This window comes from Aurantiacibacter atlanticus, assembly GCF_001077815.2.
GTDB classification, from domain to species: Bacteria; Pseudomonadota; Alphaproteobacteria; order Sphingomonadales; family Sphingomonadaceae; genus Alteraurantiacibacter; species Alteraurantiacibacter atlanticus.
This window is the reverse complement of the sequence record NZ_CP011310.1, coordinates 566911-588785: the sequence shown is the minus strand read 5'-3', so window position 1 is coordinate 588785 and position 21875 is coordinate 566911. Positions and strand designations below refer to the sequence as shown.

The window sequence follows — 21875 nt, the reverse complement described above, 5'->3', positions numbered from 1 at the left end:
TCAATCTAGGAAGCCTGCGCCCACGCCGCCAGCCCCTCGCTTTCGAGAATCGGCACAGCGCCGAATTCAAGCGCCGTATCGAGCAGAGAGGCGCTGCGCACAGTCCAGGTCAGTATAGGCAAACCCTTATGCTTGTGCCGTGCGGCAAAATTGCTGGACAGGTCACGCACATCATAGGCAAGGAAGTGCGGCTTTGCATGGCGCACCGCCAGCCGCCGCCGCGCCGCGCCCGACATTGTCCGCGCGTTTTCCTCTGTGATGACAAGGCCGCGCATCATATCGGGCAGGCGCTTTGCAAACCAGTTCCCGATGCGCGGATCAAAGCTCATTACTGCGATATCGCCTTCATATCCGATGATGTCGCGCCGCACCGCACGGCACAGCTTGTGCACGCTTTCCCGCCGGTCAGTCTTGAGCTCAAGCAGCAACGGCACACGTCCTGCCACTAGGTCCAGCATATCGCGCAGGGTTGGAATATATTGGTCGCTTCCGCCCAGCCTGAGTGCAGTCAGATCGCCCACGCTATGCGCCTGCGTCAGCCCGGCTTGCCCGGTCAGCCGCTCCAGTGCAGCATCGTGGAACACCATCGCGCGGCCATCCATACTGACGCGAAGATCGCATTCGATCCCCAGCCCCCGTTCTATCGCGGCGGAAAATGCGGCGAGCGAGTTTTCCGGAACAGCGCGATCGTGCAGGCCGCGATGCGCATAGGCCTGCCGCGTCAGCCAGGAGCCTGTGTCATCCATCGCCAAGCGCGATGACCGCGTCGACTTCTACCGCTGCGTCAAGTGGCAGGCTGGGAACGCCCACAGCCGCACGGGCATGGCGCCCCGCTTCCTGAAAAACCTCAAACATCAATTCGGACGCGCCATTGGCAACCTTGGGCTGATCGGTGAAATCGGCGGTGCAATTGACGAAGGCACCGAGCTTGACGATTCGTTCCACCCGATCAAGCGCGATGCCGGCATTCTTGAGTTGGGCCAGGATCATCAAACCGCATGCCCGCGCAGCGGCCTGCCCGCGTTCCAGCGCGACATCCTCTCCCAGTCGTCCGGTCACCAATGCGCCATCAATGAAAGGCAATTGGCCTGAAACATGCGCAATGTTTCCCGCGACAACCACCGGGACATATGCCGCCACAGGTGCGGCAGCTTCGGGCAAGGTGATGCCAAGCTGGGTCAAACGGTCTGCAATGCTGCTGGCAGTATCGGCCATGTCAGTCTCCTGAGTGCAAGGTTTCAAGTATCCATGGGAGCGCCTGATCCCAATTGTCTATCCGGGCATGGGCATCGCCTGCAACATGTGCGCATTGGATATGACCCGCAATCTTGGGCTCTCCACATAGATGCAGTCGGTGGACATGCGGAATTTCAATCTTCGCAGAGGCATGATGCTGCGCGATATCATCGACAAATACCACGCGCCGTGCGCCGTGTTCTTCGACAATCCGTTTTAGCGCGCCGCCTTTCGGCCCCTGGTTGGTAAAGACAGAGGCTTCCATTCCCAGCCGCTGCAGTTGCATCTTGCGCGCAGCATTGCGCGCATCGGCCAGATTGGTGAGCACGACCACATCCGCATAACGCTGAATTTCGGCGATTGATTCCAGTGCGCCGGCGATCGGTTTCTGCGAGTCCATTTCGGTATCAAAGAACTTGCCGAGCAGGCGCCAGACTTCCTCGCTTTCAACCGGATTTTTTTCTCCGCGCCGTCTCATTGAATCGATGAAGGGTTCACCTTCCAGCGTAAAATCGATTTCATGCTCGCGGTCCAGCCAATCACGAAAATGGCGGACCATGTGAATCAGCACCTCATCGCAATCGGTCACCAACAGAGGACGGTTCATGCCTGTAACTCCTGTTGCGCCCTGATCAGGCTCTCGGGTTCCACATTCAGCATTGCCGCTGCGGCGATGAGATCGGGTTCATGCGCGGCCAGAAAATCGAATACAGCGCGGTGCGTTGCCGGATCGTCAGCTGCTTCACGCAGGCTCTCTGGCGTCAGGCCGGTGAGATCAAGGAAGCGGTGTGCCCGATCCGGCTCAGCCAGCACCCAGCCCAGCGCGATGAGAGCGAGAGTGGAATTATCATTATACAAATTTTTACATTCTCGGAGAATTGTAACGTTCCTTATTTAGGGTATAAGGGAAATAACAAGGTTCCGTGTTAAACGGGCCGTTGGGGGCGCAATGACGAAGAGAATCCTCGTTGTCGAGGACAACGATCTCAACCGGAAACTTTTCTGCGATGTCTTGCAGGCGAGCGGATTTTCCGTTGAACCCGTGGCCGATGGCAAGCTCGCCATTGAGGCCGCGCGGGCCTTTTATCCGAATCTTGTGGTCATGGACATCCAGCTTCAGGATGTTTCGGGCTTGGACCTGATTGCCATGCTCAAATGCGATAATGACCTCGCCAAAGTGCCCGTGCTGGCAGTAACGGCCTATGCCGGTAAGGGCGATGAAGAACGTATCCGCGAATCCGGCGCTGAAGGGTATCTGTCCAAGCCGGTAAGCATTGGGCCATTCATGGCTGCCGTGCGCGGCCTGATGGACAGCGATCAGCAACAGCTGTCTGCCTGATACTCTGCTGCTGGCGTAGTCGCTTCGCCACGCACACGCGGCGCTGCACACCTGCTTCTCGACACCTCTCGGTCTGTAAAGATTTGCCGCGGACCGGCGCGCGCACTATGTGGTGCGCAATTATAAGCCTCAAGGATTGGACCTTTAATGGATCGTGCCGCAGTCGACACCCGCATCCGCGCTATTTTGGAGCCCTTTAACAAGAAGGGTGTAGAGATCAGTGATGCGACCACATTTGCCGGCGATCTTGAATTCGATAGCCTCACGGTCATGGATTTCGTAGCCGCGATCGAGGATGAGTTCGATATCATCATTTCCATGAACCAGCAGGCCGAAATTGAAACCTATGGCCATCTGGTCGATGCTGTCGCCAAGATGCTCGGGGAGTAACACTGCAAATGACCGGAGCAGGCGCGTCTACAGGACAATTGGCTGGGGAAACCGATGTTGCGGCTGGTGAAGCTACTGACCTGTTCACCAAGTTCGATTCTACAATCGCCATGCGCACCAACTTGCTGGCGAGCGGCGTGGACGACCCGTTTTCGCTGGTGATGGAGCAGGTGCTTTCGCCCACGCGGGCGATATGCAACGGGCGTGAGACCATATTGCTCGGCACCTATAATTATATGGGCATGACCTTCGATCCCGATGTGATAGCAGCTGGAACACAGGCATTGGCGGATTTCGGATCCGGCACCACGGGCAGCCGCGTTCTCAACGGCACCTATCAGGGCCACAAGGAATGCGAGGATGCGCTGCGCGAGTTCTATGACATGGAACACGCCATGGTCTTTTCGACCGGCTATCAAGCCAATCTGGGGATCATCTCAACCGTCGCTGGCAAAGGCGATTACGTCGTGCTCGATATCGATAGCCATGCCAGCATTTGGGATGGCTGCGCGATGGGCAATGCCGAGATCGTGCCATTCAAGCATAATGACATAGAAGCCATGGAAAAGCGCCTGAAGCGCATTCCCGAAGGCGCGGGAAAGCTGGTGGTGCTTGAAGGCGTCTATTCGATGCTGGGCGATATCGCTCCGCTGAAGGAAATGGTGAAGGTCGCCAAGGACAATGGCGCAATGGTGCTGGTGGACGAAGCGCATTCCATGGGCTTCATCGGTGAACACGGTCGCGGTGTTGTGGAAGATGCTGGCGTATTGGATGATGTCGATTTCATCATCGGCACCTTTTCGAAAAGCGTTGGCACGGTTGGTGGTTTCTGCGTGTCGAACCATCCCAAGTTCGAGATATTACGCCTAGTTTGCCGCCCCTATGTCTTTACCGCAAGTCTGCCGCCTTCGGTGGTCGCAACGGCGGCAACATCAATCCGCAAACTGATGACCGCGACGGAAAAGCGCGCGCATCTCTGGAAGAATTCAGGACGACTGCATGGCGGTCTGAAGAGCCTCGGCTTTGAACTTGGTACCGATGAGCCGCAAAGTGCCATCGTGGCCGTCCTGATGCCCGATCTGGAACGTGGTGCCGCCATGTGGAGCGCGCTGCTGCAGGAAGGGCTCTACGTCAATCTGGCAAGGCCGCCAGCAACGCCTGCCAATATGACATTGCTACGCTGCTCGCTATGCGCAGAGCACAGCGATGAAGAAGTGGGCGAGATTCTCGACATGTTCGAACGGGCTGGCAAGGCAGTCGGAATTATCTAGCGCCGGCCTGCGCTGCGGCGGGAAAGCCTGCGCTAAAGCTGCTCGAGTGAAGTCACACTGGCGCAGGGATCAGTGGGGTCCGCTGCCCCATCGCCATCCCCGCGCAATTGCGTAATCGCTACAAAGCCTGCCACCACCAGCACGACGAAAATCGTTGTGACCGTGCCGAGATATTCGTCGATAATCCGCTTGATCGGCGCACCGAACACGCGGAACAATACGCCCACCACCATGAAAATGAGCGCCCTTCCCGCAATTGCAGCAATGGTGAAAGTGACGAGGTTCATCTCGATGAAGCCCGCGGTTATCGTCATCAGCTTGAAGGGGATCGGCGTTCCTGCGGCAAGGAATACTGCAGCAGCTCCCTGTTCTCGAATGTAGCAGGCGGCAATCGGGAAGCTCTCGGTCAGGCCCAGCGCACCGATCAGCCAGACGCCAACAGCTTCATAAAGAAAATAGCCGATAAGGTAGCCGAACAATCCGCCCACCACGGATGCGACAGTGCAGATCAGGGCAAAGCGGATCGCCTTGGTCGGTTCGGCCAGGCACATCAGGCCAAGCAGCGGGTGCGGGGGTATTGGGAAGAAACTGGATTCGACAAAGGCGAAAAGCGCCAGCCACCACTCCGCCTTGGGATGCGAGGCCTTGGCCATCGTCCAGTCATAAAGGCCGCGTAGCAAGCCCATCATACGTAAAATTCCCGTCCCGCAGAGGAAAATGCGCAACTAGGCCAGCCATTGCCAAGGCGCAAGTCCTACGATATTACCTATTTGGTACTTTATTGTTGACATTGTGACGCTTTTTGGTTAGAGAAACGGAACATCGCAAAAAACCGAGTCGCCAAGGCGGCCCTTTCTTGAAGGGTCCGCCCTTTTTTCGTTGCAACTCGCACCACCGAAAACGGGGATTTTCACAGGATGGGCACCCAGATAAAACTACGAGCAACGCAAAGAATTGGCGAGAGACCCGATATCGATCGTCACTGGCGCGGTCTGTTTCTCGATACGTTGGCTGAAACGTCCAATGTTTCAGAAGCCGCACGCATGTCAGGCGCGTCTACCAGCCGGGCTTATAAGACAAGGCGTCTCGACCCCGAATTCCGCGCCGCCTGGAATGCGGCTCTGATCGAAGGATACGAGCATCTGGAAATGGAAACGCTGCACCGCCTGCGGGCGGGCACGGGCAAGGATGACAACAAGTTCGACATCGCCAACGCGCTGCGCCTGCTCACCCTTCATCGGGACACGGTGGCGCACCAGCGGGCCTTGCAGGATGAAGTGGACGAAGAAAGCGTGCTGGAATCGCTCAATGCGAAAATTGACCTCATGCGCAAGCGCGATGCTGCCATGAAGCAGATGCAGGCGGAGGAGCAGGACAAGGTCGCCAGTCCGCAATGAAGACGAGCGATCACCGTCAATTTATTGTCGGCCTGGAACCCCCCGATTGCTACGCTCTTCTCGCCCAACTATCCGAAGATGAACGCCGTAAGCTGGAGGCACATTGGCCCTTCTGGGCACGCCCCGAACAAATGCCCCCGCGGGGTGAATGGCGTAACTGGATGGTCTGCGCCGGACGCGGCTTCGGCAAGACCCGCACGGGCGCTGAATGGGTGCGCAATATTGCATATAGCAATCCACGTTCACGTATCGCGCTTGTCGCCAGTTCGCTGACCGAAGCGCGCGCCGTGATGGTCGATGGCGAAAGCGGCATCATGTCGGTGCATGGCCGCGGCGCGCGGCCGCTGTTCGAAGCTTCGCGCCGAAGGCTGGTCTGGCCCAATGGCGCGCAGGCAACGCTATATACGGCAGGTGAACCGGAAAGCTTGCGCGGTCCGCAACATTCGCATGCCTGGTGCGATGAAATCGGCAAATGGGATAATTCTTCGGACCGGGCGGCACAGGCATGGGACAATTTGCAGATGGGCCTGCGCCTCGGCGAACTGCCGCAGGCTCTTGCCACCACGACGCCGCGCGCCGTGCCGCTGGTGCAGCGCCTGTTCGCAGAAGCCGACAAGGGCGATGCAGTGCTGACACGCGGGCGCACGATGGACAATGCGCACAATCTTCCGTCACGCTTTGTGCGCTCGATGCATGCGCAATATGGCTCCAGCGCGCTGGGGCGGCAGGAACTCGATGGCGAATTGCTGACCGATATCGAAGGTGCCTTGTGGACCCGGTCATTGCTTGAACGATGCCGCTTGCCCGCCTGCCTCGAAGACATGGTGCGCATCGTGGTAGGGGTCGATCCCCCAGCTTCGGCGCGCGGCGACGAATGCGGTATCGTGGTGGCCGGCATCTGCGCCGATGGCAACGGCCATGTCCTGGCCGATGCTTCCATCGGCGGGGCCAGTCCGGAACGCTGGGCAAGCAAGGTCGCCGCCATATGTGCGGAATGGAAGGCGGACCGCGTGATCGCGGAGGCCAATCAGGGCGGCGACATGGTGGCGAGCGTGCTGCGCGCCGCCGACTGCCAGATGCCGATCAGGCTGGTCCACGCCAGCCGCGGCAAATCAGCCCGCGCAGAGCCGGTTGCCGCGCTCTACGAAACGGGCCGCGTCCGCCATGTCGGCCAGTTCGCCAGTCTGGAAGACCAGCTGTGCGGAATAATGACAGGCGGCTCTTACGAAGGGCCGGGCAATAGCCCTGACCGGGCCGACGCGATGGTCTGGGCCATGACCGAATTGATGCTCTCCCAAAGGAGCAAGCCGGCCGTTCGCCGGATTTGAAACACCATACATAAAGGAAAGCCGATGTCTTTCATCGACACGCTGCGCACTGCCTTCAAGGGCGGTGGCGCTGCCCGTGTGCCCTTGGCACGCAGCTTCCAGTCGCCCTGGGGGTGGACTTACGAAACCGGCGGCGCGCGCCCTGCGTTCGATTATCGCAAGGCCGTCAACCACGCCTTTCTCGATAATCCGGTGGCGCAGCGCGCGGTGCGGATTGTGGCGGAAGGTGTGGGCAATGCGCCCGTGGATTCTGCTGCGCAAGATGCGCTGGCGCTGGTGCGGGCGACGAGTGCAGGCCAATCTCTGCTGGAGACGCTTGCTGCGCATTTGCTGCTGCATGGAAATGGCTTTGTCCAGATTGCCCGCGATGCTTCGGGAAAGCCGATCGAACTGTTCGCGCTGCGTCCGGAACGTGTCAGCGTTGTGCCCGGCCCCGATGGCTGGCCGCAGAGCTATCGTTACAAACTGGGCGAGCGCACGCTGGAATTGCCGGTGGAAGACGAGGATGGCTGGCCAAGCCTCATTCACCTCAAGGCGTATCATCCGGCGGACGACCATTATGGCGCTGGCTGCCTTTCTGCTGCTGAACAAGCGGTGGCCATCCATAATGCGGCCTCTGCATGGAACCGTGCGCTGCTTGAAAATGCGGCGCGTCCATCGGGCGCACTGGTTTATGATGGCGGCGCTGATGCTGCCGGCCTTACGAGCGACCAGTTCGATCGCCTGAAGGCCGAACTCGCACAGGCCTATCAGGGCGGCGGGAATGCAGGTCGGCCCATGCTGCTTGAAGGCGGTCTGAAGTGGCAGAGCCTTTCATTGTCGCCAGCCGACATGGATTTTGCCGAACTGAAAGCAGCTGCGGCCCGCGATATTGCGCTGGCCTTTGGCGTGCCGCCGATGCTGCTCGGGCTGCCAGGAGATAACACTTACGCCAATTATCGCGAGGCAAATCGCGCCTTGTGGCGGCTTACCCTGCTGCCATTGGCGGGCAAAATCCTGTCCGGCCTCGCCGAGGGTCTGGAGCCATGGTTCCCCGACCTCGCTCTGGCCGTAGACCTCGACAAGGTTCCGGCGCTTTCGGAAGACCGCGAGAAACTCTGGAAGCAGGTGAGCGAGGCCGATTTCCTCGAAGCCCACGAGAAGCGCGCCATGCTCGGCATTCGCGAAGGAGGCCTTCAATGACCCGTGAAGATATGCTCGCCGCGCTGATGGCGCAGGCGAAAGACGGCGGTGCTGATCTTGTGACACTGCGCGCCATTGTCGAAGAATCGAGTGAAGTTGGCGCGCGCCGCGTACTCGACCGGCTCGGATTGGCGGATGAAAACGCACATGACGATCTCGATGAATTGCGCGATCTGCTCGCCGCATGGCGCACAGCCAAGGCCAGCGCGTGGAAAGCGGCAATCGACTGGTTCGTACGCGTCATCGGCGCGCTGTTGCTGATCGGCATAGCGGTGCGCTTAGGCGTGGCGGACGTGCTGCGATGACTGCGCGTTCACCGGCCTTGCGCATTGCGGGCTATGCCGCCCTGTTCGACATTGCCGATAGCGCGCGCGACACGATCCTGCCCGGCGCCTTCGCCCGGACGCTGGCAGAGCGGCGTGATCCCATCCCGCTCTATTGGCAGCATCGCCCCGAACAACGCATCGGCACAGTTGAACTGGCGCGCGAAGACCAGCGCGGTCTGCGCATCATCGCACGGCTGGACAATCCGCAAAGCCGCGCGGTGACGGCCCTGCTTGCCAGGACAGTGAACGGGTTGAGCTTTGGCTATCGCGCGCGAGGCTTTCGCCATTTGTCGCCCGACGCTGGCGGCGGCCGCGTGCTGGAAGACATCGACCTGTTTGAGGTCAGCCTCGTCAACCACCCACTCCAGCATGGCGCACGCGTGCATCTCGTTTCTTGAAAACCGAACTAAATCCCACCCCAAAACTACCCCAGCGAAAAGGTGAATGCCCCAATGGACTTTCAAATTTCCACTCCGAATTCCGCCCCGATTGCCGACGAAGCGATGACCGAAAGCTTCGACATCGTCGCCCGTCAGGACAAGGCCGACACCGCCATCAAGGGCCTGCGCACCGATGTCGATGAAGTGAAGGCACGGCTCGACAAGGTCAGCCGCGCTGCAGCGCGCCCGGTCATCGGCAATGCCGAGGGCAATCTGGCCCAGAGCGCCGAAGTGAAGGGTTTTGTCGACGGCTATCTGCGCCGTGGCCGCGAGAGCGAAATCAAGTCGATCTCTGGCGCGGTGCCGCAGGATGGCGGCTTTGCAGTGCCCCGTGAAATCGATGCGATGATCGCCAGCGAGCTGAAGGAAATTTCTCCGATCCGCCAGCTTGCACAGGTCGTGCAGGTTGGCAGCGCTGGCTATCGCAAACTTGTCACCACCGGCGGCACGGCATCGGGCTGGGTCGGCGAAACCGCGCTGCGTCCAGAGACCGCCACGCCGGAATTTGCCGAAGTAGCCCCGCCTTCGGGCGAGCTTTACGCCAATCCCGCAGCCAGTCAGGCCATGCTCGATGATGCGGCTTTCGACCTCGAAGCATGGCTGGCATCCGAAATCGCGATGGAATTTGCCCGCGCCGAAGGGGCAGCTTTTGTCGGCGGCAATGGTATCGACCAGCCGCTCGGCTTCCTCTCCTCGCCAACCTCGCTGGCGGGTGACGTGGTGCGGCCCTTTGGCTCGATCCAGTATATCGGATCAGGCGACGCACAGGGTTTTTCCTCCACTCCGGAAAGCCGCCTTATCGATCTGGTCCACACGATGAAGGCCGGACACCGTCAGGGCGCGAGCTGGGTGATGAATTCGGCCACCTTGTCCGAAGTGCGTAAATTGAAGACCACCGATGGCGCATTCCTGTGGCAGCCTGGCATGGTCGAAGGCCAGCCCGATCGCTTGCTCGGCTACCCCGTTGTCGAAGCCGAGGACATGCCCGATATCGCTGCGGATTCGACGCCTATCGCCTTCGGTAATTTCAAGGCAGGCTATGTCATCGCCGAACGCAGCGCCACGCAGGTGCTGCGCGATCCGTTCACCAACAAGCCCTTCGTGCATTTTTACGCGACGAAGCGCGTCGGTGGACAGGTTCTTGATAGTTCAGCCATCAAACTGCTGAAAATCGAAGCCTAACAGCGCACCAACCTGCGCTGTGTCGGGAGGATGTGCGCACGCCAGCCGGCTAATTCCGGCCAAGGCGTGGCGCACCCTCCCCGCGTGCCCGTCCGCCGTCGAGCCAAACCCTTCCTCCGGCGGGCGGGTGCGCCCTTTATTCATCATTCGAAGGAGACCGCCATGAAGCGGGCAATCGTCGCGCCGACCTTACTGGCGGGAACTGCTCTGAATGAGCTCAAGCAATGGCTCGCCATCACCACTACACGGGACGATGCCGCGCTCATTGCCCTGTTGCGCGCTGCAATAGAAGCCTGCGAGGGCTTTACGCGGCAGATGTCCTTGCAATCGACATGCGAGGAAATGCTGCCTGCCCTGCGCCGATGGCACAGGCTGTCGACCAATCCAGTGCAGGCCATCACTTCGGTTCACGCCATCGCGCCTGATGGTACGCGCCGCATGCTCGATACCGGAGATTACCTGTTTGACATCACGGCGGATGGTTGTGGGCGAGTCAATCTTCTGGTGCCTGTCGAAGAAGGGCGGATTGCACTCGGTTTTGTCGCTGGTCTGGCAGTGGATTGGGAAAGCCTCCCGGTGGGCTTGCGCCACGGCATCATCCGGCTTGCCGCACATTCCTATCGCATGCGCAATGAGGGCGGTTCTGATGGCACACCGCCCGCAGCTGTGGTCGCACTCTGGCAGCCATGGCGCAGGCTGCGGCTCGTATGATTACCACAAGCTCGCGATCGGACAGCGGGCTCATCGCCCGTCTCGCCAGCCAAGCGACCAAACTGGCGATGGCACATGCCGAAAACAGACTGCGCATCAGGAATGGCGACAGCGCGCACTGGCGCGATGCTCGGCTGCTTTGGCCGCTTTTCAGCAGGAATGACTGACTATGGAAACCAGATTGCGCAATGTCCTGATTCAATGGCTCAAAAGTGATCCGGCCCTTGGTGCCGCTCTCAATGATGTAGCGGAGGAAGCGCCTTCGCGCGCCCAGCTTCCGTGGCTCGGTCTGGCTGCCAGCGCCAGCACCGACTGGAGCACCAAGCAGCGCAAGGGCCGCGAAGTACGGATCGCACTGGAACTGCATAATCGCGGCGAACAGCCTGATGAAACCGCCAATTTGGTCGCCGCCATCGAAAGCCGCATTGAAATGCTGCCTTCCGCGCAGGACGGCTTCCAGATTGTCACGACCGCATTTCTGCGCGCCCGTGCAGAACAGCGTCCGCAAAACCGCCGCGCCGTGCTGCTCGAATACCGCTTCCGCCTGCTCGAAGCCTGATCAATCCAACGGAGAATTCATCCATGACAGCCCAAAAAGGCTCTGCCTTCCTGCTCAAGATCGGGGATGACGCCCAGCCACCCACCTACCAGACCGTTGCCGGTCTCAGGACCACGCAGATGTCGATCAACGGGGATGCCGTTGTCGTGACGCACAAGGAATCGGGTGGCTGGCGTGATCTGCTTTCCGGCGCGGGCGTGCGTTCTGTATCGGTTAGCGCCGCAGGCATTTTCCTCGCCAGCGCTGCTGAAACATCCATCCGCGCCCATGCACTGGCCGGCACGATCGAGGAATATGAGCTGTCCTTCGAAGATGGCGAGCGCCTGCGCGGACGTTTTCTTGTCCAACGGCTCGACTATGCCGGCGATTTCAATGGTGAACGCAATTATACATTGCAGCTCGAAAGTTCGGGCGCGGTTGTGCCTGCATGAGCGCCAATCCAGAACGCGGCGAAGCAGCCTTCATGATTGCCGGAACCATGCGCATCCTGCGCCCGAGCTTTACTGCACTGGTAGCCGCCGAAGAAGAGCTCGGCCCTTTATTCACCCTGGTAGAACAGGCAAGTGAAGGCGAATTGCGCCTCGCCGACCTGGCGGCGCTGTTCTGGCACTGTCTCGTAGAACAAGGCCAAATATCCCGCGAAGACGTGGGTGAAGCGGTGATGCAAGCCGGACTTGCCTCCGCAATGGCGCCTCTGCGCATCCTGCTCGCACAAATCCTCCAGGGTCGGGTGTGAGCGAGACTTTCGCTGACGCGGCACGACGATTGTCAGGCGCTGCAGGCCGAATGCTTGGCTGGCCTCCACCATGGTTCTGGAATGCCACTCCGTCAGAGCTGGCCGCAATCCTGTTCGCCAAAGACGCACCTGCAGAACATTCAGTCAGCCGTGAAACCCTTGAACACATGATGGAGCGTGACAGCCATGGATGATGAAATCGAAACGCTGATGGTCGATGTGCGCGCCACAACCAGCGGCTTCAAATCTGACATCGAAGCGATGCGCAGCACGCTTGATGGATCGCTGCTGGATGGCTTTACCAAGGCCGGAAGCGTGCTGGAAAGCGGACTGCTGTCGGCCATCAGGCGCGGCAAGCTGGGCTTCGATGACCTGAAATCTGTTGCTTTGCGATCGATGAACGAAATCGCTGCCCAAGCAATTCAGTCGGGTATCGGAAATCTATTTGGTGGATCTTCGGCCAGCAGCGCTGGCTTCGGATCAGCGCTGAGCGGCCTTTTCGGGTCTCTGCTGGGTCTTCCCGGACGTGCCACCGGCGGTCCTGTGGGACCGGGTTCTGCCTATCTCGTTGGTGAAAAAGGGCCAGAACTCTTTGTTCCGACAAGCTCGGGAAGGATTGAAGCGGGCCCAGGCAGTAACGCCGGAACACGCGATGTGCGGGTCGCAATCAACCTTGCCGCGCCGCGCGGAACTGAGGGGCCGGTTATTCTGCGCCGATCGACACGCCAAATCGCCAGCGCCGTCGCCCGCGTCATGCGCGACCATTGAGAGGGACAGATTATGGCTTACTGGCTCGCCACAGGTCTCGACGGTCAGGAAACTGATTTCATCCAGCGCTTCGATCCGCGTCTCTGGACAGTCGATTTCCCGCGCCCGATGATGGCAAGCGTGGTTTCAACCGCGCCTGATGCGCTGCGTGTGGATTGCGAATTCCACCATTGCGATGCACTTGCTGGACTGATCTGGGAAAGTGAGGACCGCTACGATCACCCGCTGCTTGGCTATGACACGCAGCGCGATTACGCCCATACCAGCCTGTCCTTCCACTGGCGGTCTGGCGGTGTCCTGCCGCTCGATACGGTGCATGGCCCCACACTCACTATCGAGGGCCGTGACGCCGCAGGCAATGCACGGACCTGGTATGTGCGGCTGTGGAATTACGCCAGCGGGAACCCCGATGACGCCACGATTATACTGCCCTTTTCGGATCTGCGCGAAGGCTGGCTTGCCGATGGCGCGCTAGTCCATCCACTGGACATCGATCGCATTTTCATTTCGCTTGCCCCGATGGATTACGATCCCGCCGACACGGGATTGCTGATTGCGCGCGCAAATGGCTGGATCGAATTGCAGGACATAACATGCGACGGCGCAGGGGCGATCCTGACTATCGGCGATCCTGTGCTTCCTGCCCACGGCCTTGGAATGGCAACTGCCTATGATGACAGCTATAACCTCACGCCTGCACGATTGCTGCGCAATACGCTGCATCTCGGCTATCGCGGATCGCTCGTCCACTATGTCGGGATGAGCCATTATTATCGGCTGGTGCAGCAGGCTGACGGCTCACTTCTGCCAAGCGCCGGAGACGGGCTGTGCGATCCGTGCATGGCCTGGCACGCCGACTTTTTCGCCCGGTGCAAGCAGTTGGATTTCGAACCCATATTGTCGATTTCCTACGAATTATTCGACGAACATTGTCCTTCTGCCTGGAAACAGCGCAGTTTTGCGGGTGCGCCCGCCCTAACCGGATGGGTCCCGCCCTCCACCTTGCTGTCGCCAGCATCGGACGAAGCGATGGCGTTCCTGCGCCAGATGGCGCTGGATTTCGTTGATCTGATGATGACAGCGGGCGTTTCGGTCGTCGTACAGATCGGGGAGCCTTGGTGGTGGGTAACCGCTGAAGATGAAATCTGTCTTTACGATGATGCAGCGATGCAGTTGCAGCCGGCGGCTGCGCAGATCGAAGACCTTTCAGGGCCGCTTGACGCTGACCAACTGGCACTGCTCGACTGGGCAGGATCGCAACTGGCTACTTCAACCAATGATTTGCGTGACGCCATCAGGGCGCACGCGGCAGGTGCCGCAAAGGTGCTGCTCTTGCTGTTCACACCAACAATCCTCGATCCGGCGCGCCCCGAGCTTCAACGCGCGAATATGCCCGCCGGATGGGCATGGCCTGCCTATGACCGGTTGCAGCTGGAAGATTACGACTGGCTTGCACACGGCGCCGAGGCGCTGCGCCTGAAGGCCTATGATTTTGTGCAGCAGCATCTGAACTACCCGATTGGGAAGCAAGAATATCTAGCGGGATTTGTGCTCCAGCCATCCGATGCAGAGGAATTCTGGCCGCGCATCGACGCAGGGATAGATGACGCAATTGGACGCGGAATTTTGCGCAGTTTCATCTGGGCGCTGCCGCAGGTGCTGCGCGATGGATATGTCCGCCTGCCTTACCAGGAGAATGATGTGCAAGCCTTCGACGACCTGATCTATCCGCTGGCATTGGGCCAGGACACTGGAGTAAGCCCCGAATTTTCTACCACCATTTCATTGACCGCATCAGGGCATGAACGCCGCAACAGCCAATGGAGCGACGCACGACTTCATTACGATGTCGGGCCGGGCATAAGATCTCATTCCGAACTTGGCGTGCTGCTCGAATTTTTTCGTGCGCGGCGCGGGCCGGCACGCGGTTTTCGTCTATCTGACCCGTTTGATTTCAGTACGAACGGGCTGACCGGAAGCCCGACTATGATGGACCAACCCCTTGGCACAGGAGACGGTCTGACGGCCACATATCGCCTGTGCAAATTTTATGGAAGCGGAACCGACGCGCAAAAGCGTTTCATCACGCGCCCTCGCACTCAGACGCTGCTCGTCAGCGTGGATGGATTGCCCAACACGAACTGGCACTATGAACTTGGTGGCAAAATCATTTTCACTGACGCTCCTGCAATGGGCGCTAAATTGCGGTGCGGGTTCCTTTTCGATGTGCCAGTGCGCTTTGCAGAAGACCGGCTGGACATTACCAATGCGACCTTCGCTGCTGGTGATGCACCTTCAGTCCCGCTCATCGAATTGCGTGAGGACGTATGAGCCACATCTTTTTCGCTAACGAACTTGAAGGCGTGGCCACCTGGTGGAGCATCAAGCGCCGGGATGGCGTCGCGCTGGGTTTTACAAGCCATGATCGCGATCTTGTTTTTGCCAACTTCACCTATCGCGCAGCACCAGGCATGATTCCGTCCGCAATCCGCCGCACCGCCGGCCTTTCCAGCGACGCGGTCGAAGTAGAAGGCGTGCTTGCGCATGATTCAATCTCTGCTGCCGATCTGGAGGCGGGAAAATATGTCGGAGCGCGTATCGCCATTGGGTTGATCGATTGGGAGACACACGATCGCGCCACGCTGTTCCAGGGAGAGCTTGGCAATATATCGCAAGAAGATGGCGCTTTCGAAGCTGAATTGCGATCCGCCAAGGCAAGCCTCGACATCGATGTCGTTCCGCGTACCAGTCCCACATGCCGCGCAGAGTTCTGCGGCACTGGATGCGGGATCAGTCCAGCGCGCTTTACCCATCTTCTTCGAGTCGAATCGCTCGATATGGAAACAGGCAGCGTATCTTTTATCGGCGCTCCTGCCGATGCGGCAATGCATGGAGGTAGCGTCAAATGGGTCGACGGTCCTTTGGCTGGTATTACCATGCAAATTATCGAAGCTGAGGGGACCCTGCTCTATCTCGACCAATCACTCTCGGATGGCATTGCGCAAGGTGACCTCGCCATCCTGCGCGAAGGTTGCGACCATACCATGTCAACGTGTTCTTCGCGCTTCGGCAATGCCGTCAACTTTCGCGGGGAGCCGCATCTTCCCGGGAATGACCTCTTGGCTCGTTATCCAGTCAGTTCGGGATGAGTGCTGACGGATTGGCATTTGCCAAATCAGCGCGGGCCTTGGTGGGAACGCGGTTTCGGCTCCGGGGACGCGATAAGAGGACCGGCCTCGACTGCGTAGGTCTTGTCACAACAGCACTTCTGGCGATTGGCAGAACACCGCCGGACATTCCCTATTACTCGCTGCGAAACAGAGATTGCTTGCGCTTTCATCTGCTCTTCGAAGCCGCGGGTTTCCATCAGACCGCAGGTGTCATCCTGCGGGGAGACCTCATCATTCTAAAACCTTCGCCTGGTCAATTGCACCTCGCGGTCGCCGATAATACTGCACGTCTGATCCATGCTCATGCCGGCTTGGGGCGTGTCGTCATCTCGCCCTTTCCTTCACCCCTGTCCGATTACGGTCATTGGCGACTTACCTGATTTGAAAGGCCTATCAATGGCTACACTTGTCCTCACTGCCGTAGGCACAGCCCTTGGCGGCCCGATTGGCGGTTCGATCGGAACACTCATCGGCAGCCAGATTGATGGCGCGCTGTCAAAGCCATCGGACCGCGAAGGCCCCCGGCTGACAGAGCTACAGGTTACGACCTCCAGCTATGGTTCGCCGATTGGCAGACATTTCGGCAAGATGCGCGTTGCCGGGACAATCATATGGGCCACCGATCTGAAAGAATCGCGTGAGAGAAGCGGGGGCGGCAAAGGCAGTCCGTCGACCGTCACCTATAGCTACTCCTCGTCATTCGCGGTTGCGCTGGCAAGCAGGCCGATTTCCCGGATTGGCCGAATATGGGCAGACGGCAATTTGTTGCGCGGTGCCGCAGACGACTTGAAAGTCGGCGGAGCAATGCGCCTTTATACGGGCACTGGCGATCAGCAACCGGACCCCCTGATAGCCGCAGCCGAAGGTGCCCAGAGCTCAGCTTTTCGTGGTTTTGCATATTGCGTGTTCGAGGATTTGCAGCTCGCTGACTTTGGCAACCGCATTCCGGCACTTACATTCGAGGTCTTTGCCGATGAGGGCGAGGTGAGCCTTGCGCAGTTGGTCGCGCCCGCGGGATCAGACATTAAGGTGGCGCGGACACTGTCGTCCCTAAAGGGCTTTTCCGACAATGGCGGATCTCTTGCCGAAAACCTCTCCGCGATTGATCGAATTTATCCTCTGACGAGCAATACAGCCGATGACCGCTTGACCATTGGCGATGCTAATCCGGAAAGCGAACCCGAACTCATTCTTCCCGCGCCGATCGTCGATCAACAGGGCGAAAGTTTTGGTGGGATTAGCGGCAAGTCTGAGCGCTTTCGTGCAGATTCCAGTCAGGTGCCGGCAGGTTTGCGTTATTATGATGTGGAGCGCGACTATCAGGTAGGGCTTCAGCGTGCGGGCGGCAAAGCGAATGCGGGACGTAGCCGCATCATCGAATTTCCCGGCGCGCTCTATGCGACTTCGGCCAAGCAACTGGCCGATGGTGCAGCCGAGCGAGCCGCATGGTCACAGGACCGGCTGGCCTACCGCATCGCGCAGATCGATCCCCGACTATCACCCGGTCAAATCGTTTCAGTGCCGCACAAACCCGGAAAGTGGCGTATTGACGCTTGGGAATGGCGCGAGAACGGTTTGGAGCTTGAACTGCAGCGCGTGCCGCAGCGCAAAAGCGCGGCGATCGCAACCTCTCCAGGTCGTTCGCTAACACCCACCGACAATGTTGCCACCCCTACCGTATTGCACGCTTTTGAATTACCTTGGAACGGAGCCGGATATGGCGATCAGCGGCAGGTATTCGCCGCTGCGTCCTCATCATCATCTGGATGGACCGGCGCTGCACTCTATGCCGATATTAAGGGCAGTTTGTCCCCAATAGGAGAAACCGGTTCGCGGCGAAGTATCACAGGCAAGATGATTGCGCCCTTGCCCCCAGGACCAAGCTGCATCGTTGACCGGGAAACCCTCCTCACTGTTGAGCTTCTATCTCAAGATTTCGCGGTGGAGAGCCGAAGCCTTGAAGATCTGGCACAAGGCGCCAATCGCGCAGTGGTCGGCAAGGAGGTCATCCAGTTTGCCAATGTCGAGCATTTGGGCGGATCGCATTGGCAGCTGTCACACCTGCTACGTGGTCGGGGCGGCACCGAGCATGAGGCGCAGTTGGGCGCGGTAATAGAGGCGCCGTTCGTCCTGCTGGATGAAAATCCCATTGCAATTGATCCGGCGCAGCTTGGCGACGCCTCTGCTATTGCCGCTATTGGCCTTGCAGATGCCGATCCGCTCGTGGCCTCAATCGCATCCCCGGGCATTACCCAACGTCCGCTTGCCCCGGTCCATCCAAAAGCGAAAATCATGCAGGATGGCAGCCTGGCACTGCAATGGATCAGGCGCGCGCGCGGCGCGTGGTCCTGGCCGGCTGATGTCGAAGTTCCGCTGGCAGAGCAGGTCGAAAGCTATGAAATTGGCCTCGGTAGTCCAGATCTTCCACTGACACGCTGGCAGAGCCCAATTTCCTCACTCACCATTGAGGCTTCTGCCTTCAATAATCTGCGCGCCCAATATCTGGGTGAGCCGATCTGGGTACGACAGATTGGCACATATGCGCGTTCGCTCCCTCTTCTCCTCACCACAATACACTGAGGCCCACCATGACCAATCCCATCAGTTTCACATCGACCACGCCCCGATTTAACCTACCGAATCTGTTCGTGGCGCAGGCGCAAAAGGAATTCACAATCAACGAAGCGTTGGCGCGCCTTGATAGCTTGATCCATCCTGTGGTCGAAGGTGAAGCGAATGATCCGCCCGCCAGCCCCAATGAAGGTGATTGCTGGATCATCGGGACACAACCCACTGGCGAGTGGGCAACCAATTCGGGCGGCATCGCGTGCCGACAGTCGGCAAACTGGATTTACCTCCAACCAAAGCTTGGCATGTCTGTTACGGAAATTGCCAGCGGATCAGTGGTGCGTTTTGATGGCTCTTGGCAACGCATCGCTGCTATCCCCACACCAATGGCTGGCGCCACCGAAGATACAGAAGCCCGCGAAACGATTGTTGCCTTGATTTCGGCTCTAGTGACCGCAGGGATTTTACCTGAAAATTAGGAACACTTTTGGGCCGCGGAGAGTTTCCTTTCTTCAAGCAAAGGAAAGCAAGATATGTCACGTCATACGCTGATCCCCCTCCCTTTAGTCATTATGACTCTCGCTGGCTGCCAGACAGCGTATGAAACCGCCGCTACAGAAGTCGGCACCGCCATGATACGCGACCGACAGGGGGCACAGATTGGAACGGCAAGAATGTTTTCGCTGGGCGGGGAAGTGACTATCAACGCTAGTTTCACCGGGCTGACTCAGGGCGAACATGGGGTGCACCTACACACGACCGGCGATTGCAGCGCTTCCGATTTTACCTCGGCTGGCGGCCATCTGAATCCAGGCAATGCACAACACGGCCTGCGCAATCCTCAAGGTGCCCATCTGGGGGACTTGCCCAATGTGACTATTGCTAGCGACGGTTCGGGAACCATGAGTACGATTTTAAGGGGCACTCTCAGTTCGGTAGAAGACAATGTTTTTGATGCCGATGGCACTGCAATCGTTGTACACGAGAAGGCAGACGATAATCGCACTGATCCTGCAGGGGCTGCCGGTAGCCGCGTGGCTTGCGGAATTTTGACACGAAGCTGATTTCCGCCATCTGTAGAGGGTGGTAAAAAATCTAGTCAGCGGCAAAGGGAGCCGCGTAAGCGGTAGTATCCATCACGCCGGCCTCCGCAAACCCTTTGCGACGTAGTCTGCAGCTATCACACAGGCCACATGCAATACCGTCAGCGGTAGGATCGTAGCATGACCAGCTCCAGGCTGGATCAAGATCCAGTCGGGCGCATTCGCGAGCAATATCAGCCTTTGTAAAATGCTGGAGCGGGGCGTGGATCACGAATGGCGTCCCTTCCACGCCTTGCCTAGTGCCCAAACGCGCCGTTTCAGCAAAGCTGGCGATAAATTCAGGCCGGCAATCAGGATATCCGGAATAATCGAGTGCGTTGACTCCGATAAAGATGTCGCTCGCACCCGCGCTCTCCGCAAATGCGGTGGTCAACGCAAGAAACAACAGATTTCGGGCTGGCACGTAAGTAACAGGGATCTCATCTTGCGCTACGCCTGCCTTGGGCACGTCGATATCGTCAGTGAGTGCGGACCCGCCAAATTGCCTTAGATCAAGAGGCAGAACGACATGGCGTTCGACCCCCAGCTTATCGGCGATAGTGCTGGCTGAATTCAATTCACAGAAATGCCGTTGGCCGTAATTGATCGAAAGTGCCTGCAGCCGATAACCGTTTTCTCGCGCGATTGCGGCTGTTACCATGGAATCGAGCCCACCAGACAGCAGGACGACCGCGATCTTATCAGTCTGTGTCATGATACTGGGCTAAACTCGCGGCAGCCGCCGGGCAAGTAGGCTGCAATTAGCAACGACCGGCGTACCGCGCCTCGCCTTCCACAGAAAATGGCGAGCCAGCCCTAATGCCTTGACTCCGGATCTGCACCAACCGGTCCCCTTCCTTGCGAATGGTAGTGCGGCCATAGCCATTGCCACGGCAGGTATATTGAACGGTGACTTCGTCAGCTTCGTCTTGCACCACGAATTGTTCACACCCTGGTTGTCGATGACGAAGCTGAATGAACTCGCGGCCAGTACGCATGCATATCCGTTCAGTCGGACCATTTGACCGTAAGCTGAAGGTCCAGCTTCCCCGGTCTAAAGTGCTTAACATCGCGAGCTCGGGCGCTTGCGCCGTAGCAGGCATTACGGCGAAAGCAGCCGCCAATGCGCCTCCGGCCAATCTGCCAGCAATCCCAATCGGCATTTTGAAAATCCTCATCAGCATTCTGGCCTTCTTAGCATATTTGTTGACGAACGACCAATTGCTCTTTCCGAGCGACGAATCGTTGAATGCAATCCATCTCAATCCTGAATCGCAAATTTCTTCGAACAGAACGCGCAATCGACCAGAATTATCCCGTCGTCATCAACCATCTGTCTGCGATCCTCTTTCGGGAAACGCGCCAAGACCTCCTCAAAATGTACTCGCGTGCAACGACAGCCTTTGCTGAGCTCCTCCAGAGCGGGATCGACCAAAATCTGTGGCTCTTCATGATAAAGCCTCCACAGGAGATCCTCCAGAGGAAGTTGGGAATCTGCCAACTCTTCATGCCGCAAGCTTTCAGCCATGATAGAGACATGCTCCCATTCGGAATCGTCCATGCGGACATGCAAACGTTCGCGGCCTTCTTCTCCATCAGGAAGATGTTGAAGCAGGAAACCGGCAGCGAACGCCTTTTCCCCCGCCGACTGGACCGCAGTTATTATCCGTGTCGGCACCTGCTCGCTTTGCGCAAAATAGCTTTCAACTGCTGCTGACAGCGATTCACCTTCGAGCGGCACGATACCCTGATATCGTTTTCCCGTTTTCGCGATGTCGAAGGTAATCGCCAAATGCCCGGCACCGAACAACGTGCCAAGGGAAGCGCTGGCACCTGCATGCGAATCGCAATCCGGATTCTCCTGGATATAGGCGCGAAGCTCGCCATCTCGATAATCGCAGACCAGCAGACTTGCGGCCCCGCCCTTGCCTTGCGCTTGCAACGTCAATTGATCGCTTTCGCCCTTCAATAGCCCCCCCATCAAGGCCGTCAGCACAAGTGCCTCTGCTAGGCAATGCTTGAGGGCGACCGGATAGTCGTGCGCTGAAAGGATCTCTTCCAGCACCCGTTCCAGCCTGACCACACGACCGCGGCTGTTGCGCGCCGGGATGGTGAAACCGAGCAGGCGATCCGAATAGGTCTGGATTTGTGAATCTCTCATGCGCGCGATATGGGGAGCGCGAGGCCCAT

General features: G+C 58.6%; 30 protein-coding genes. 22 read left to right on the top strand and 8 right to left on the bottom strand.

The features are described from left to right. Window positions 1-5: 5 nt before the first annotated feature. The 4 genes from CP97_RS02955 to CP97_RS02940 are packed head-to-tail and all read right to left on the bottom strand — an operon-like array spanning window position 6 to window position 2094. Window positions 6-746: a glycerophosphodiester phosphodiesterase family protein gene (locus CP97_RS02955; RefSeq protein WP_048884728.1), complete on the bottom strand. Its 741-nt coding sequence runs from the start codon at window positions 744-746 to the stop codon at window positions 6-8. Next, window positions 739-1215 carry a RidA family protein gene (locus CP97_RS02950; RefSeq protein WP_048884727.1) on the bottom strand — a complete coding sequence of 159 codons (477 nt, stop codon included), beginning with the start codon at window positions 1213-1215 and terminating at the stop codon, window positions 739-741. Before CP97_RS02950 ends, CP97_RS02955 begins: the two co-directional genes overlap by 8 nt. 1 nt (window position 1216) lies before the next feature. Continuing rightward, window positions 1217-1843 carry a hypothetical protein gene (locus CP97_RS02945; protein WP_048884726.1) on the bottom strand — a complete coding sequence of 209 codons (627 nt, stop codon included), beginning with the start codon at window positions 1841-1843 and terminating at the stop codon, window positions 1217-1219. Next, entirely contained in the window at window positions 1840-2094 is a 255-nt protein-coding gene (locus CP97_RS02940; RefSeq protein ID WP_048884725.1) for a DUF3572 domain-containing protein, read from the bottom strand. The genes CP97_RS02945 and CP97_RS02940 overlap by 4 nt, the downstream gene beginning before the upstream one ends. Before the next feature lie 91 nt (window positions 2095-2185). On the opposite strand from CP97_RS02940, the gene CP97_RS02935 reads away from it, so the two are divergent. The 3 genes from CP97_RS02935 (at window position 2186) to spt (ending at window position 4236) form a co-directional block, all read left to right on the top strand. Beyond that, entirely contained in the window at window positions 2186-2575 is a 390-nt protein-coding gene (locus CP97_RS02935; protein WP_048884724.1) for a response regulator, read from the top strand. Between the two features lie 147 nt (window positions 2576-2722). Next, window positions 2723-2965: an acyl carrier protein gene (locus CP97_RS02930; protein WP_048884723.1), complete on the top strand. Its 243-nt coding sequence runs from the start codon at window positions 2723-2725 to the stop codon at window positions 2963-2965. 8 nt (window positions 2966-2973) lie between these two features. Then, a complete protein-coding gene (spt, locus tag CP97_RS02925; RefSeq protein ID WP_082863697.1) occupies window positions 2974-4236 on the top strand; it encodes a serine palmitoyltransferase in 1263 nt (420 codons plus the stop codon). 32 nt (window positions 4237-4268) lie between these two features. On the opposite strand, the gene CP97_RS02920 is transcribed toward spt, so the two are convergent. Beyond that, window positions 4269-4922 (bottom strand): YqaA family protein, encoded by a 654-nt coding sequence (locus CP97_RS02920; protein WP_227819738.1) that lies wholly within the window; start codon window positions 4920-4922, stop codon window positions 4269-4271. Between the two features lie 231 nt (window positions 4923-5153). Here CP97_RS02920 and CP97_RS02915 point away from each other — a divergent pair, with 231 nt between their 5' ends. The 19 genes from CP97_RS02915 (at window position 5154) to CP97_RS02835 (ending at window position 19667) form a co-directional block, all read left to right on the top strand. Next, on the top strand, window positions 5154-5633 hold the full coding sequence (locus tag CP97_RS02915) for a hypothetical protein (protein WP_048884722.1): 480 nt from the start codon (window positions 5154-5156) through the stop codon (window positions 5631-5633). Further along, window positions 5630-6961 carry a DNA-packaging protein gene (locus CP97_RS02910; RefSeq protein WP_048884721.1) on the top strand — a complete coding sequence of 444 codons (1332 nt, stop codon included), beginning with the start codon at window positions 5630-5632 and terminating at the stop codon, window positions 6959-6961. The genes CP97_RS02915 and CP97_RS02910 overlap by 4 nt, the downstream gene beginning before the upstream one ends. A gap of 24 nt (window positions 6962-6985) precedes the next feature. Next, window positions 6986-8143 (top strand): phage portal protein, encoded by a 1158-nt coding sequence (locus CP97_RS02905; RefSeq protein ID WP_048884720.1) that lies wholly within the window; start codon window positions 6986-6988, stop codon window positions 8141-8143. Next, window positions 8140-8448 (top strand): DUF6127 family protein, encoded by a 309-nt coding sequence (locus CP97_RS02900; RefSeq protein ID WP_048884719.1) that lies wholly within the window; start codon window positions 8140-8142, stop codon window positions 8446-8448. The genes CP97_RS02905 and CP97_RS02900 overlap by 4 nt, the downstream gene beginning before the upstream one ends. Continuing rightward, the gene (locus CP97_RS02895) at window positions 8445-8867 is read left to right on the top strand and encodes an HK97 family phage prohead protease (protein WP_048884718.1); all 423 of its coding nucleotides are present in this window, start codon (window positions 8445-8447) and stop codon (window positions 8865-8867) included. Before CP97_RS02900 ends, CP97_RS02895 begins: the two co-directional genes overlap by 4 nt. A 54-nt stretch (window positions 8868-8921) precedes the next feature. Continuing rightward, complete coding sequence (locus CP97_RS02890; protein WP_048884717.1) at window positions 8922-10091, top strand: phage major capsid protein; 1170 nt, start codon at window positions 8922-8924, stop codon at window positions 10089-10091. 162 nt (window positions 10092-10253) lie between these two features. Next, complete coding sequence (locus CP97_RS02885; RefSeq protein WP_048884716.1) at window positions 10254-10802, top strand: head-tail connector protein; 549 nt, start codon at window positions 10254-10256, stop codon at window positions 10800-10802. After that, on the top strand, window positions 10799-10969 hold the full coding sequence (locus CP97_RS16265) for a hypothetical protein (RefSeq protein ID WP_161485430.1): 171 nt from the start codon (window positions 10799-10801) through the stop codon (window positions 10967-10969). The genes CP97_RS02885 and CP97_RS16265 overlap by 4 nt, the downstream gene beginning before the upstream one ends. Before the next feature lie 2 nt (window positions 10970-10971). Further along, on the top strand, window positions 10972-11361 hold the full coding sequence (locus CP97_RS02880) for a DUF3168 domain-containing protein (RefSeq protein ID WP_048884715.1): 390 nt from the start codon (window positions 10972-10974) through the stop codon (window positions 11359-11361). 23 nt (window positions 11362-11384) lie between these two features. Beyond that, a complete protein-coding gene (locus tag CP97_RS02875; RefSeq protein WP_048884714.1) occupies window positions 11385-11792 on the top strand; it encodes a phage major tail protein, TP901-1 family in 408 nt (135 codons plus the stop codon). After that, window positions 11789-12097 carry a gene transfer agent family protein gene (locus tag CP97_RS02870; protein WP_048884713.1) on the top strand — a complete coding sequence of 103 codons (309 nt, stop codon included), beginning with the start codon at window positions 11789-11791 and terminating at the stop codon, window positions 12095-12097. Before CP97_RS02875 ends, CP97_RS02870 begins: the two co-directional genes overlap by 4 nt. Then, window positions 12094-12291, top strand: coding sequence for a phage tail assembly chaperone (locus CP97_RS15800; protein ID WP_149036406.1), 198 nt, complete (start codon window positions 12094-12096; stop codon window positions 12289-12291). Before CP97_RS02870 ends, CP97_RS15800 begins: the two co-directional genes overlap by 4 nt. Beyond that, window positions 12284-12865 (top strand): hypothetical protein, encoded by a 582-nt coding sequence (locus CP97_RS02865; protein WP_048884712.1) that lies wholly within the window; start codon window positions 12284-12286, stop codon window positions 12863-12865. The genes CP97_RS15800 and CP97_RS02865 overlap by 8 nt, the downstream gene beginning before the upstream one ends. Window positions 12866-12877: 12 nt before the next feature. After that, complete coding sequence (locus CP97_RS02860) at window positions 12878-15196, top strand: DUF2460 domain-containing protein (RefSeq protein ID WP_048884711.1); 2319 nt, start codon at window positions 12878-12880, stop codon at window positions 15194-15196. After that, entirely contained in the window at window positions 15193-16014 is an 822-nt protein-coding gene (locus tag CP97_RS02855) for a DUF2163 domain-containing protein (protein WP_048884710.1), read from the top strand. Before CP97_RS02860 ends, CP97_RS02855 begins: the two co-directional genes overlap by 4 nt. Further along, a complete protein-coding gene (locus CP97_RS02850) occupies window positions 16011-16415 on the top strand; it encodes an NlpC/P60 family protein (protein ID WP_048884709.1) in 405 nt (134 codons plus the stop codon). The genes CP97_RS02855 and CP97_RS02850 overlap by 4 nt, the downstream gene beginning before the upstream one ends. Before the next feature lie 16 nt (window positions 16416-16431). Then, window positions 16432-18615, top strand: coding sequence for a phage tail protein (locus CP97_RS02845; RefSeq protein ID WP_048884708.1), 2184 nt, complete (start codon window positions 16432-16434; stop codon window positions 18613-18615). An 8-nt stretch (window positions 18616-18623) separates the two neighbouring features. Continuing rightward, window positions 18624-19082, top strand: a complete 459-nt coding sequence (locus CP97_RS02840) for a DUF2793 domain-containing protein (RefSeq protein ID WP_048884707.1) — start codon at window positions 18624-18626, stop codon at window positions 19080-19082. 54 nt (window positions 19083-19136) lie between these two features. Beyond that, window positions 19137-19667, top strand: coding sequence for a superoxide dismutase family protein (locus CP97_RS02835; protein WP_053106512.1), 531 nt, complete (start codon window positions 19137-19139; stop codon window positions 19665-19667). Between the two features lie 31 nt (window positions 19668-19698). On the opposite strand, the gene queC is transcribed toward CP97_RS02835, so the two are convergent. From queC to hslO, 3 genes are read right to left on the bottom strand one after another with little or no spacing between them, the layout of a single operon-like run. After that, window positions 19699-20400 (bottom strand): 7-cyano-7-deazaguanine synthase QueC, encoded by a 702-nt coding sequence (queC, locus tag CP97_RS02830; protein WP_048884705.1) that lies wholly within the window; start codon window positions 20398-20400, stop codon window positions 19699-19701. Window positions 20401-20446: 46 nt separating this feature from the next. After that, window positions 20447-20986 (bottom strand): hypothetical protein, encoded by a 540-nt coding sequence (locus CP97_RS02825; RefSeq protein WP_227819651.1) that lies wholly within the window; start codon window positions 20984-20986, stop codon window positions 20447-20449. Further along, window positions 20947-21846 carry an Hsp33 family molecular chaperone HslO gene (hslO, locus tag CP97_RS02820; RefSeq protein ID WP_048884704.1) on the bottom strand — a complete coding sequence of 300 codons (900 nt, stop codon included), beginning with the start codon at window positions 21844-21846 and terminating at the stop codon, window positions 20947-20949. Before hslO ends, CP97_RS02825 begins: the two co-directional genes overlap by 40 nt. Window positions 21847-21875: the final 29 nt, after the last annotated feature.